Source organism: Lacrimispora amygdalina, from assembly GCF_900205965.1.
Classification (GTDB): domain Bacteria; phylum Bacillota; class Clostridia; order Lachnospirales; family Lachnospiraceae; genus Lacrimispora; species Lacrimispora amygdalina_A.
Genome location: NZ_OAOF01000031.1, coordinates 1 through 12,388 on the forward strand (window position 1 = coordinate 1; position 12,388 = coordinate 12,388).

Below are 12,388 nucleotides of genomic sequence, written 5' to 3' on the forward strand. Positions count from 1 at the left end.
ATTTTTAAGACCATATTTCAAATTAAATGAACCTTATATTTATTTCTATTAAGCATTTGTCTTTGCTTTTATAATTAGCTGAATCTAAGGCTATCCTGTTTTTTGTTCGGGCTAATATCTATTATTCCTTTTTTATTTTAAAAATATTATGCTTCTAAAAGAAAATAATAACGAAAATAAAAGTGAATTTCTCCTGATTTCCTTCTTTAAATTATTGTACCGATATAAATGATATTTTAGTTTATCCAAATATTAAAAGTAATAAAAACCATGCATAATACTATTAAAATAAAAAAGGAGTGATAAAGTGAAAAAAGAAATGATGTTAGATTTTTTAGAAAGAGAGATTGAATATTATGCTTATTTAATTAATACCTGCGGGCATGACGGGATGTTACATAATCGGTACCAGGGTGTCATCGACGAACTGGAGCTGATCAAAGAAAAAGTAGCGAAAGATTTAATTTCAGAGTCAGGGACAGAGGGATCGAATAAAATATCAAATATACTTGGTATGAATCTCATGAACTTAGAGAGAAGACAAAAAGAAGAAGGAACACAGTCTTTTTTTAAAGATATTGGTAAACCTCACAAATGGCAGACTTATGAAGTGAAAGAAATCAAAGATATGGTAGACGTGATTCAAAATATGTTTATCTGGGACTTTGCTGTAAATATAGGCGGGCATTTTTATGATATAAACTTCTTTCGAGATAAGGCATCAAGCCGTATATCTTACTCTTGGTCTTCGGCTCCGTCTCCGCATCTGACTAGTTATGATATAATCCAGTTGGCATTTTCAGACGGTATTTGGTATCGCATTAGAACTGATAAAAGAAAGGAATAAAAATGGAACCTACCATTGTGATTATTGGAGGAAGCTTTAATCCACCTACTACAGCTCATATTCAATTAGCTAAGATTGCTAAAAATAGAGTGAGTGCAGATTTTGTTCTTATCGTACCAGCAAAGAAAACATATATGCAAGAGTGGAAACAGTATCTAAATAGTGATATTTTTAAAGATGAAATTCGATTAAGAGCGCTGAGAGCATTAGAGAATGAATGGATGAAGATCGAAACATGTGAAATTGATAATAAGGTTTCTGGCTCTACTTATGACACTATTAATTACATTAAAGAAAAATATCATTCAAGCAAAGTTTATTTTGCTATTGGTTCAGATAAGTTGGAAGAGATACCAAGGTGGTATAATAGCGAAGGATTGCTCAAACGTGAAAAGTTCTTAGTTGTTCAACGGAATAATGATTCAATTGAGTCAATCATTGAAGAAAACCATTTCTTACGTATTTATAAATCATCATTTATATATTGTAAAACAGAAGATAAGTCGTTACAGAGAGTCAGCTCCACAGTCGTAAGAAATTATATAGAACAAGGAAAATTATCAGAAGTTGCAAAAATGGTACCTAAAGATGTATATTCAATCATCTTGGGAGACAGGGCTAATATCAATAATAATGATACAAAGAATAATTAAGAAAGAAGAAAAGAATGAATTTAAAAGAAAAATTTCCAATTGTATTTATCGGTTTATCAAATCATAATTTTTACTTAAAAGATGTGATTAGTGCTTACGTATTAAAGCAAGGTCCAGTACCACTAAATCAATACGTACCATTTGGATATTCTGAATATGATAAGACAAATAAAGACTTATTCAGAATAGGAAATAACAATTTAATTATAACGGCTGATGAACTTTGGGTCTTTGGTATTATATCTGATGAAGTAGCAGCTGAGATTATGTTAGCAATGGAGTATCAAAAACACGTTCGTTTTTATAAGATTGATAGAAACGGGACTGTATTTGAACCAATAATGGATCCAATGGATTTAGTATTTGAGACGGATGTACTTACTCATCTTCCATATGATGACTTTCGATTAAGAATAAATAATTATCTGCTTCTATTTCGAGCAAACGATTCCGAAATTGAGATTGAAAGGAAATGGGTTTTGAAAGAGGTCCCAACAGACCTAAAGCTTTTATCAACGGGAACTATGGAACAAATTTACCTTTCTGAAGATATAGATATTCGCATACGAAAACAAAAAAGCGAATTTTCAACTGTCTGCTTTATGGATGTGAAAGGAAAAGGAGAATTAGCAAGAGAAGAAATTACTAAAGAGATTTCACTCTCAGAGTATGATCGGATAAGGAAGATTGTAGAGAAAAATCCTATCATTAAAGAATATTACCGTTATGATATTGGATTAAACAATGTGTTGGAAGTATCAGTTGTAGATCCAGGGATAGAGAATTCATTTATTTATGCTGAAGTAGAATTCGATAATCAGAAAGTAGCAGAAAAATATATCTTCCCAATTCTAGGAGCGATAGATGTAACATATGATCCAGAATTTAAAATGAAAAACTATTGGAGTAGAACAAGATAAAAGCCGCTTAAACGGCTTTTATTTTATGATAAATATATAATTTGCGATGATCTTGTCTCTATGCTTTAATTTCTTTAACAAACCAATCAAAAGTGATTTTATTTATAAATTTTTAGATTTCCTTAGATAATGAGAGGAAGCGAATTGTTCGTATGGGATGCTTTTTACAAATGGATTTCAAATCAGAGAGTACCTGTGATGGGTGTGTGATCCATGGAGCCAACAGTAATGGCGAGTAATAACTCAGATGCTCTCATCTATTCCTTAGACATTATATTTCTATTATTTTATTTTTGCAATCATACTATATGTAAAATAAAAAAGGAGAAAGAAATGGGAAGTATAGAAAGGCTTAAAGATATTATTAAGATAAATGAAAATATTGTATTTTTTGGTGGAGCTGGAGTATCTACCGAATCTGGTATTCCGGATTTTAGAAGTAAAGAAGGTTTGTATAATCAACACGATATTCAATTTGATAAATATAATCCGGAGTATTTGCTAAGCAGGGAATGCTTATATTATAATACTAAAGTGTTTTATGAGTTTTACAGACAAAAAATGGATACTAGAAGTGTAGAACCTAATATTACACATAAGGTTTTAGCTAAACTAGAAGAACAAGGAAAACTAAAAGCGATTATTACACAGAATATCGATGGCTTACATCAAAAAGCGGGAAGTAAAAGTGTTTTTGAAATTCACGGTACAACTCAGAGAAATTACTGTGTAAAGTGTAAGCATGAATTTGAATCAGACTATATATTTAAGAGCGAAGATAAAATTCCAGCATGTACTGAGTGCGGAAGACCAGTTAGACCAGATGTGGTCTTATATGGAGAGAAGTTGCCAAAGAAGGAAGTCGAAGGTGCAATCAAAGCAATAGAGAGTGCGGATGTGCTAATTATTGGAGGAACTTCATTAAGCGTTTATCCGACTGCAAGTTTTATATCTTATTTCCGTGGAGGGCACATTGTGGTAATAAACAAAGATGAATTAAATATAATGTTAAATGCAGAGTCAGATATAGTTATCTTAGATTCATTAGGAAATGTGTTTAATCAATTAGATATTAAATAAAATACAATACTGTGTCCATTGCAATTAATTAATAACCGAAATAACCAGATTAATCTGGTTGTTTTTTATTTACCCAGATTATCAACATACTATTACTATAAAAGATAATGTGGAGAGGAGAAATTATGAATATTTTGATTATTCTATTATTCGTATTGATAATTATCACGTTAGGATTTTTTTGCCTCAGCCTTGTTAAAGTGAGCGAAGCTGATAAAAAACGAGAAGATGAGGAACAGCTGCACTGGATAAATAAATACATTCAAGAAAAAATGAAGGAGAAAAATAATGAAAGAATTAATTAGTATAGATGAGATTGAATGTCCGGAGATAAAAGAAAATATTTTTATCTGTGAAAAAGAACTTTTAAAATTCGCTGAGGTTATAAGAAAGCATATTAGGATTGCTGCATGCCAGGAAATATATTCGGTAAATGAAATGTTAAAAGTACAGGAAGAATTTCCAGTACTTAGAAAAGAAAGGATGTATACCCAAATAACGGTTGAAAAAGGAACTGGTTATATTGGTAATACACCGGTTGTTGATAATGACTACCAGGTAATATGGGCTTTTGATCTTATTGGAAATGAAATTAAATCAAACACCTTGTTTGACTTTGATAAACAATGGATTGAAAAAACTCTATATTTCACATATGAGCAAAGTGAACATCTTCCGTTTCATGAGGCTGATCGAGGACGTTTCTTCTCTGTCTTTGTTGCTGGATTGGGCTATAGTGAAGATGGAACGATAGAGAAACAACATTTCAATATTGCCCATAATAATGATAATTGTGATCTGACGTCAATTTTAAATTCAAAAGTAGCTACAAGGACTATTCAGGAGATTAATAAAGTATTGGATGAATATTTGCTTTTCAAAAAGGTGAATAAGGAGTTTGAAGATTGCTAACAGCTCGATGGACTAATTACCGTTCTGGAAATATCTAATAATAACAGATTATAGAAGTTATATTATAAAAGCCAATTTGATGTTGGCTTTTTCTATTGTAATTTAAAAAAGACATACTAATTAAAAATAAGTCAATAGGAGGATAGATTATGCTTTTTTTAATCAAAGAGAAATTAGAAGAGGGAACCTATATTATCTCTGAGTCAGCATTTGATTTTAGAAATGATAAGGATGCTATGTTGAAATATATAGTTTCTGTACTAAATTATATTGAAGAATCAATTACCGATAAGTATTTATTATTTTACTTTGATACTTATAAGAAGTGGTTATCTGAATTTCAATACAATAAAGTTTCATACCCATTAAAATCAGAAGAACTTTTTTTGATGAGAGGGCCATTGATACAACCGGTATCTTTTGTTTTTTATGATTCGGCGAAAATTAATGATAATTTAAAAAAATACAAAGGTTGCATCTGCATTGAAAAACAGGCCAATGCATTTGCAGAACTTGTCAATCAGCTGAATTATATGAAGATAGACAATAACAAAGATTACACAAAGACAGGTGAATTAAACAAAGACAGTATACCGATAGAAATTGCAAACTTGTTTAACTTCTTAAAAGGAAATCTGGAATGGTTACTGAATTGTTATAGCGTAAGAAATCACAAACTACAATGCTTTGATGAAATCGAAATAGAAAATCACTTTAGAATAATGGAACAACTCAAAATCAGAGCCGTTAACAGACTGAAGAATTTACAGGAGGAAAAATAATAATGAGTTATTGGTTCAGAATGCATTTTGCGGAAGTTGAAGAAAAACAGTTCTTGGATTTTTGTATTAAACTAAATAGAGCGTGTATAGAAGAAGCCGATGAAATAATAATGGATAATGCTCACTACATACCATCAATCCAACATAGTTTTGGTTTGCTAGAAGAAAGCGAATATAGAGAAAATTGGCGGGAAGCAGATAGAAATTGGTTATACAACTTATTTTCGAATAAATTTGTTTATTGGCCGGATAAAGGTTTGGTTGGTGCTGTCGGAAACTTTCCCAGTAAAATAGAGAAAGATTTAGTAACAATTGAATTTCAGAATAGCACTGATCAAAATTATGATTATGAATATTGGTCTGGAATTAGTTATTTTGAAGAAATAACTAAATTATTAAAAACAGGTACTACAGAATGTATACTTTCTCATTTAAATAAAGGTAGTGTATCGGCTGCATGTTATACCTTAGAAGAGATAACTGAGGATATTGATTATTATAAAAAGTCAGCTGTTTATAATTCAATTTATAATTCATTAGACTTAGACAACTGGTTATGGAATAAGAAAGGAGATTTTAGATCATTTTCGATACAAGCCATTAATAGTAGTGAAGAACATTTCCAACTTACCCGTAAACTTGAAATAGTAAGAAAAAAGAAATTAGAAGAATATAAGGAGATGTTAAAATGATTTAAAAATCATAATTATATTATATATTTGTTGTATTGTAAAAAAGGTTATTACTGCAGATCTTAATACTTTAATTGATTTTAAAAACAACCTAAGTTATAATGTTTATAAAATTAATTAAACATGTAAGATAATAATGTGTTTTCAAAATTTATTTGAAGATGTAAATCCGAGTCTATCAGATTCAGAACTTACTGATTGCGAGTTTGGAAGAGACTAGGCTTCATGTAGAACAGATGTCTAAGGCTGGTTCAGGGATAAGATGGAAGTTGAAATAGTGTATTAATAGGAGAAAAAGAATATGAGAAATAAATTAGAATCATTTGAGCCTAATTTAAGGAGACGCTGTGTAGCCTTAAAGGAATTAGGTTTTCGATATCTAACAAGAGATATGGATGGAAGAATTGTAGCATGGATGAATAAACCAAATAGAGTAGTTTATTGCTTAGCTGAAATAGAAGATCAAGCAAAAGATGCCTATGGAGAGGAAACTTTTTATTTTAATACGCATTTAAGTGATTATGATGGTGAAGATGATAATATGATAAGAGACGGATACGATACTAAATTCTGCAGTTTCTCGTGTTCAAAAGAAGATGATAGGGAACCACATCTTTATAGTACGGGCCACTTAGAATTATTTGACAAAAATAATGATTTTAAATTGATAACTTGGGAAAATAGTCCAGTAGAAATTAATACATTAATAAATATGTTACCTATTACATGTGCCGGGATTAATATGACAAATTGGGATTTTTCTGACTATAAAGATCCAATTTTTATTTATAAAGCATTTGTTGCCGTTTGTAATTATGCTGAAGAACATATTCCTTGTGGGAACTGTCCGTTATATAAAATTTGTTTCTCTGATAATAATGCAGAAAAAGAGTTTTGGGAAAAAGTCTATAATAAATTAGAAATTAATGTGGAAAAATAATGATTTAATTGAAAAAATTAAGTGTGCGGATAGTGCTGAAATAAATAATGTAAAAATAAACCAAAAGAAATATTGGAGATGTTAGAGTGATTTAAAAATTTCGTCGGTTAAAAATTATTACATTACACTATCGATTGTAAAATCATTGTTTATAGTATTTTAGATTATCAAAAAGTTTTAAAAAAGAGAGATGAAAAACTCTCTTTTTTTGTCGCTTTAATACATAACAATATTTTTTAGATAAAGTAGACAAAATTAGTAAAATACATCATAATATTAAGAGAGGATGTGATTAAAGTGTTTTATTTTGAAAAATATAAGATAGGAAAAAAAGATAGTCTAATTGAAAAACTAGAAAAATGTCATTTAAAATGCGATGCAGCTATTAAGCAAGCAGAATTAAAAAATAATAATGGAATAGACGTTTCTTTAGATGATCTTGAGACAGTTATAGCATCATTATATAATATGCGCCATATAGGAGAGCAAATTGTAGATGACATTATTAAATATTCATAATAAAAAGGCAGAATATCTGCCTTTATGCTCTGACTCTAAAACTTGACTTCTTCTGTGATAAAATATCAACAGCAGAACATATAAGTTCTCTAAGCTCTGAAAGAGTATATGCTTCTTGATTTGATCTTCTTAATATAAGAGAAGAACCGAATTGTTTTTTACATATGTTATCCATTTCAAATAATCTGGCTGAACAGCATCTTATGCTTATAGATAACGAGGCTTTTACCCACTCTGGCATATTTTCAAAATTTCTGCATTTGCTAATAACTTTAGCCTTTTGATATTTTTCTTCATATACTACATAATACTTAAGAAATAAGAAAGTTTCATTTGTAAACAAATTAGAAAATGTTAACAGCAGATCATAATTAAGCATAATATTACCTCCTTTGATTTGTGAAAAATGATATGCTCTATTTATCTTAGGTATTTTTATTATGCCAATTAATTTTGGTAAACAATTATGATTAGGTTATTCTGTGATTGCAAATATTACTATACATTAAGAGTAAATAATAATATGAAAATGTAAAGTTAAAGAAAGGAGGGTATAATGGTTTTTATAATACAAAAAGAGGGAAAAGAATTAGATATCGACATTCGCATATTAAAAGACAAATTAGATGAATTAAAAAGATTCCATTCTTGTGAATACAGAAATGTATCGAATTCTGATAATTATAATATTAAAGATATTAGCTGTACATCAGATACAGATGTAATTCCTGTAGGCAATCTTGAATTTGTACAGAACTTTTTAAGTAAATGTTATGGAATAAATGAAATGAATCCCATTGAAGTTCCAGATTCCTTAAGAACGGATGAATTTCTAAAGAGAAAATACTCGATTGTAGAAAAATCCGAATTGCCGGCTACTGGATATTATTTTACAAAATATGTATCTAAGTTAAAAGTATTTAGCCATACAGGAATGATAGAGACGCTGCAGTATCTAGAACCAGGGAGAGAGCCGTTTCTAAAAGAGGGATTGTATCAGGTATCAGAAGTCGTTAATATTATTTCCGAATATCGGTGTTTTGTTCATAATGATAAAATTGTGGCATTAAATTATTATGACGGTGATTGCGCGGTATTACCAGATATGAATTTACTAAAAAAGGCCATTATAAAATATTCAATGGACGAGACAAGGCCAAAGGCATATACGATGGATCTCGCAGTTATAAAGGGACGAGGAACTGCTATATTAGAAATTCATCCATGGGTGAGCGTAGGCTTGTATGGATATATGTTCGGAGATAGTTTACCGTATTGTTATAGAGACGGATTTATATGGTATCTGAAACAAAATCAAAAACTAAATAAATTCTCAAATTTTTAAAACTGGCTCAAGCCAGTTTTTTATTTTTTAACATACTTTTTAAAAGAACATAATAAAAACATCAAAGAAAAAGAAGGAGAATATTTAAAATGGCTAAGGAAAAGAGGCTGCAGATAAATGACTATGTAGAAGGCTATGAGTCATATGGAAATAAGGAAGTTTATATAAGAGGAACCATTACCAATATTAATTATAATGAAGAAGGGAAAATTATTTACTGTATGATACAGTGTGATGATGCTTGGAACGGAGCAAGAGCAAATGGCTTAATAACAAATCGGCCAATAAAAAAAATAGAGGAAGAACCATTTTGGTGGAAACTTTGTAATAGATTTAAAATTGATAAGGAGGAATTATTATGATTAGTAGTTTGCAAATTACAACACCGGCTAAGAAATGTATTTTTCGATGTCCATTTTGTATTTCTCTTGGCCACAGCCACAATAACATATTTAGAAATTTATATGAGGAGAATTTTGATGAATGGCGTTTAAAATTGATAGATGTGCTTATTAGTCACCCAGAAATAGAAACTTGCGTTATTACGGGAACTAATGAACCAATGCAATCACCAGATTTTATTTCCGCTGCTGTCTCTATCATAAAAGACTTACGTCCAGATATCAGAACTGAAATACAAACAAGATTTTATAAGAGACATGCTATTTTTAAAGATTTAGACATTGCTTGCTATTCCGTCAGTCGATATGAAGATATTATAAAGATTGAAGAATCGGCCCTGACTAACCGGTTAGTTATTATATTAACCGATTCCTTTAGTGGTAAAACAATAAATGATATCTTGGAAGAAATAAAAGGGAAAAATATAACGCAAGTTACGTTAAAGAAATTACATACAAGCAATGGTGTGAATCCAAAGATGGACTCTTGGATCATGCAACATAGTATAGCTGAAGATACTTATTATCACTTAAAGAATGAAGTAGCTAACTATGATGGCCCTATGAGTATAAGGCTTGATGAAAACTGCATGGATGCAGGAAATAGATACTTAATCTTTAGAGAAGACGGAAATATTTATAAAAACTGGGAAATGACATCTTAGAAGTAATAAGAGAATATGAAAGGATAATAAGTATGAGCATAAAAATTTATAATGGATATCGTTTTAAATCATGTTACAGTTTAAATGAATTGGACAATCGAGTAAAATTTCTTAGAAAGAAAGTTAAAGATATTCTTTTGGCAGAATATAGAGAATGGGCAATCAAGAAAGTATACAAAGACCTAGATATTTATTGGTTTGATAAGAATACATATATACAATCCATGAATCCCGAGAAAAAAGTGTATATGATAGATGAGGTGAAAGGACCAGAAGATGTTATGGTGAATGCGCTTTGGACTATCTATAATTTATTTGACGAGGTCTTTGAGCGTGAAGCTGCACTTCACTCCTTCTTAAGCTTTCATTCACAAATTGTTCTATATCCACTCTCAGATAAGATTATCTTTCAACTTTTTTCAAAGGGATCTTTGGCAGATAATTTGATTCGGAAGTGTTTACTAGAGGAAGATGATATCGAAGAATATTGTTATTGGAACAATACCGACATACCCGATGAATTAACCGAAGAAGAATGGGCACTTAGGGCACTTGATTGGGAACTGGCACTTCCCATTGAAACAGTCTCAATTCCTTCAATGAGTGGATTTACTGTAGATTTATTCAGTAATTATTTCTTCCCTATTTCGTCAACTGATATTTTTAAAGGAGATATTGTTAAACCTTCAGTTGAAGATAGGACAAAATCATTGTTTGAATATATAAAGAAAAATGATGAAAAGCTAAGTGATTCATTTAAAGAAGAGTTAAGGCAAAAAATTGAATCAAATCCTTACTTGGAAAAATTAGGGAGGAAGAAAGATAAAAGATAAATTAGTACTGCTATCACAAGAAGAAATAACGATGGAAAGAAAATTGAATAGCTAAATAAGGAAAACAGAAATTTTCCGGATTACCGGAGACAGAGAGGAATATGATATTGCTTTTGGGTATTTTTTTTATTGGGAGTATTATTGGGAATATTATTGCTGTTTATGGTAATGTCACAGATAAAGATGCTTTTTTTAATATAGGGATGTGTATTAGCATGGGATCAGTATTCTTAAGAATGTTATTTGATATTATACCTTATGTAAATTAGGATTCTAAGGTGGTGTATGTGAAAGAGGATAGAGAATTTGTACTACTACGCAAGGGTGATCGGGTGCGATTATATACAGGTGAGTCATTTAAAGATGGCACTGTGACACTCGGAACAAAAATTGATTGTAGTGGTTGCTTTGTTGATTATGATGACGGTACAAAAGGAATTGAAATTCCGGAAGCTTTGGTCAAAATAAAAAAGTAACTGATATTGTCTGAAGTTGGAGATTAAGGGCAGAATAAGGTTTTTCGAGAGAAAGGATGATTTTATATGGGAATGTTAGATATATTTCTTATTGCCGGGTTAACGGCAAATATTATGAAAAGTGAAAGTTCGAAAGATAATAATTCAATATTGAATGAAAAGTCGATAATTCTATCCAGTGAGAAGTCCCGCATCGGTAGACTTCGCCTTTCGAATATTAGAAGGGAAAATTTTGAAAGTGATGATCGCAATATATTGCAAATCACTAAGCAAAAAGTCGGTTTAGATACTAAATATCCTTTACATATTATAGAGTATCTCATAGATGACAATGTTGATGGAGTAATCATTCAGCCTAATTATAATTGTTATCAAAAACAATTTATAGAAAGCAAATTTTGTTTATTAAGCTTCGATGAGATAGGTGATTTCAAAAATTATAAAGTTCTTAAAATACATACAGAGCCAATTGAAATTACTGGTTACGATGAAAAAATGTATTTATGTGAAGTAGTAAAAATATTACAAGATTAATATTTTATTTACTAGAAATTCAAAGCAGCTGACAAGCTGCTTTTTTGTCGGAAAAATGAAGCAAAAGTGCATATTAGTATAAATGAATAGATAGGGAGATTAAATATGAAATATTTAATATTTGCAGATTTACACAGCTTTGACGCAGATAATTTAAATTTAATAGTTGATAGTATTGATGTACTACTTTTTCTTGGAGATATAAAGGTAAGTAGCATTTTAAAAATCAGGCAGATGTATCCTAATAAACCAGCCTTCGGAGTTTTAGGAAATCATGATGACTTAAGTTTATTTCATTCCGCAAATAAGCAAATCGAGATTTACAATAAATTTGAAATAAATATGGACCCAATCGTTAACATGCATTGTAACTGTGTCAATTTTGAAACCGATATAATTGCCGGACTCCAAGGCTGCGTAGGATATAAAGATTCCGGAGTGATGATGACACAGGAAGAGGCAAACTCCTTAAAAATACCCTGTGCAGATATCTTGATTTCTCACGAGACCGGATATCATTACATGAAACCGGTAATTGATACCAGCCATGAGGGCTTTGAAGCTGTATTAAATTATATTTTAAAAGAAAAACCAAAGTTTCATTTGTTTGGTCATCACCATAAGAATATTCAATTTCAGAAAGAAGATACAATGTGTTTTTGTATTTATGGTTGCTCTATCTTTGACTCTGCCTCTGGTTCTATAAAAAATATATTCTAATGATTTGAAAAAGCTAATTAAAATATCGAGCTGAATTGTTTTGAATAAAACAATACCATAATAGATCTG

18 protein-coding genes are annotated in these 12,388 nt (G+C 30.3%); 17 read left to right on the forward strand and 1 reads right to left on the reverse strand.

Features of this window, described 5'->3' with window-relative positions; all coding sequences use genetic code 11:
• Nucleotides 1-307: 307 nt before the first annotated feature.
• From CRO04_RS23555 to CRO04_RS23600, 10 genes are all read left to right on the forward strand, one after another.
• Nucleotides 308-847 carry a hypothetical protein gene (locus CRO04_RS23555; RefSeq protein WP_097006697.1) on the forward strand — a complete coding sequence of 180 codons (540 nt, stop codon included), beginning with the start codon at nt 308-310 and terminating at the stop codon, nt 845-847.
• Between the two features lie 2 nt (nt 848-849).
• Complete coding sequence (nadD, locus tag CRO04_RS23560) at nt 850-1,500, forward strand: nicotinate (nicotinamide) nucleotide adenylyltransferase (protein WP_097006698.1); 651 nt, start codon at nt 850-852, stop codon at nt 1,498-1,500.
• 14 nt (nt 1,501-1,514) lie between these two features.
• On the forward strand, nt 1,515-2,420 hold the full coding sequence (locus tag CRO04_RS23565; protein WP_097006699.1) for a hypothetical protein: 906 nt from the start codon (nt 1,515-1,517) through the stop codon (nt 2,418-2,420).
• A 333-nt stretch (nt 2,421-2,753) separates the two neighbouring features.
• Entirely contained in the window at nt 2,754-3,500 is a 747-nt protein-coding gene (locus CRO04_RS23570; protein WP_097006746.1) for an NAD-dependent protein deacylase, read from the forward strand.
• A gap of 125 nt (nt 3,501-3,625) precedes the next feature.
• Entirely contained in the window at nt 3,626-3,805 is a 180-nt protein-coding gene (locus CRO04_RS23575; protein WP_097006700.1) for a hypothetical protein, read from the forward strand.
• Nucleotides 3,789-4,412 carry a hypothetical protein gene (locus CRO04_RS23580; RefSeq protein ID WP_097006701.1) on the forward strand — a complete coding sequence of 208 codons (624 nt, stop codon included), beginning with the start codon at nt 3,789-3,791 and terminating at the stop codon, nt 4,410-4,412. The genes CRO04_RS23575 and CRO04_RS23580 overlap by 17 nt, the downstream gene beginning before the upstream one ends.
• Before the next feature lie 149 nt (nt 4,413-4,561).
• Nucleotides 4,562-5,194 carry a hypothetical protein gene (locus tag CRO04_RS23585; protein ID WP_097006702.1) on the forward strand — a complete coding sequence of 211 codons (633 nt, stop codon included), beginning with the start codon at nt 4,562-4,564 and terminating at the stop codon, nt 5,192-5,194.
• Nucleotides 5,195-5,196: 2 nt separating this feature from the next.
• Entirely contained in the window at nt 5,197-5,886 is a 690-nt protein-coding gene (locus CRO04_RS23590; protein WP_097006703.1) for a hypothetical protein, read from the forward strand.
• Between the two features lie 301 nt (nt 5,887-6,187).
• A complete protein-coding gene (locus CRO04_RS23595) occupies nt 6,188-6,826 on the forward strand; it encodes a hypothetical protein (protein WP_097006704.1) in 639 nt (212 codons plus the stop codon).
• 288 nt (nt 6,827-7,114) lie between these two features.
• Nucleotides 7,115-7,345, forward strand: coding sequence for a hypothetical protein (locus CRO04_RS23600; protein ID WP_141401032.1), 231 nt, complete (start codon nt 7,115-7,117; stop codon nt 7,343-7,345).
• Nucleotides 7,346-7,367: 22 nt separating this feature from the next.
• Here CRO04_RS23600 and CRO04_RS23605 read toward each other — a convergent pair whose 3' ends face one another.
• Entirely contained in the window at nt 7,368-7,724 is a 357-nt protein-coding gene (locus tag CRO04_RS23605; protein ID WP_097006706.1) for a hypothetical protein, read from the reverse strand.
• Between the two features lie 177 nt (nt 7,725-7,901).
• Here CRO04_RS23605 and CRO04_RS23610 point away from each other — a divergent pair, with 177 nt between their 5' ends.
• The 7 genes from CRO04_RS23610 to CRO04_RS23640 all read left to right on the forward strand — a co-directional run bounded on the left by CRO04_RS23610 (nt 7,902) and on the right by CRO04_RS23640 (nt 12,319).
• Nucleotides 7,902-8,690, forward strand: a complete 789-nt coding sequence (locus tag CRO04_RS23610; protein WP_097006707.1) for an ATP-grasp domain-containing protein — start codon at nt 7,902-7,904, stop codon at nt 8,688-8,690.
• An 89-nt stretch (nt 8,691-8,779) separates the two neighbouring features.
• Nucleotides 8,780-9,052: a hypothetical protein gene (locus CRO04_RS23615; protein ID WP_097006708.1), complete on the forward strand. Its 273-nt coding sequence runs from the start codon at nt 8,780-8,782 to the stop codon at nt 9,050-9,052.
• Nucleotides 9,049-9,756, forward strand: coding sequence for a hypothetical protein (locus CRO04_RS23620; RefSeq protein ID WP_097006709.1), 708 nt, complete (start codon nt 9,049-9,051; stop codon nt 9,754-9,756). The genes CRO04_RS23615 and CRO04_RS23620 overlap by 4 nt, the downstream gene beginning before the upstream one ends.
• A 32-nt stretch (nt 9,757-9,788) precedes the next feature.
• Nucleotides 9,789-10,589, forward strand: a complete 801-nt coding sequence (locus CRO04_RS23625; protein ID WP_097006710.1) for a hypothetical protein — start codon at nt 9,789-9,791, stop codon at nt 10,587-10,589.
• Nucleotides 10,590-10,876: 287 nt separating this feature from the next.
• Nucleotides 10,877-11,065, forward strand: a complete 189-nt coding sequence (locus CRO04_RS23630; RefSeq protein WP_097006711.1) for a hypothetical protein — start codon at nt 10,877-10,879, stop codon at nt 11,063-11,065.
• Between the two features lie 66 nt (nt 11,066-11,131).
• Nucleotides 11,132-11,599: a hypothetical protein gene (locus tag CRO04_RS23635; protein ID WP_097006712.1), complete on the forward strand. Its 468-nt coding sequence runs from the start codon at nt 11,132-11,134 to the stop codon at nt 11,597-11,599.
• 105 nt (nt 11,600-11,704) lie between these two features.
• A complete protein-coding gene (locus CRO04_RS23640) occupies nt 11,705-12,319 on the forward strand; it encodes a metallophosphoesterase family protein (RefSeq protein WP_097006713.1) in 615 nt (204 codons plus the stop codon).
• Nucleotides 12,320-12,388 lie beyond the last annotated feature (69 nt).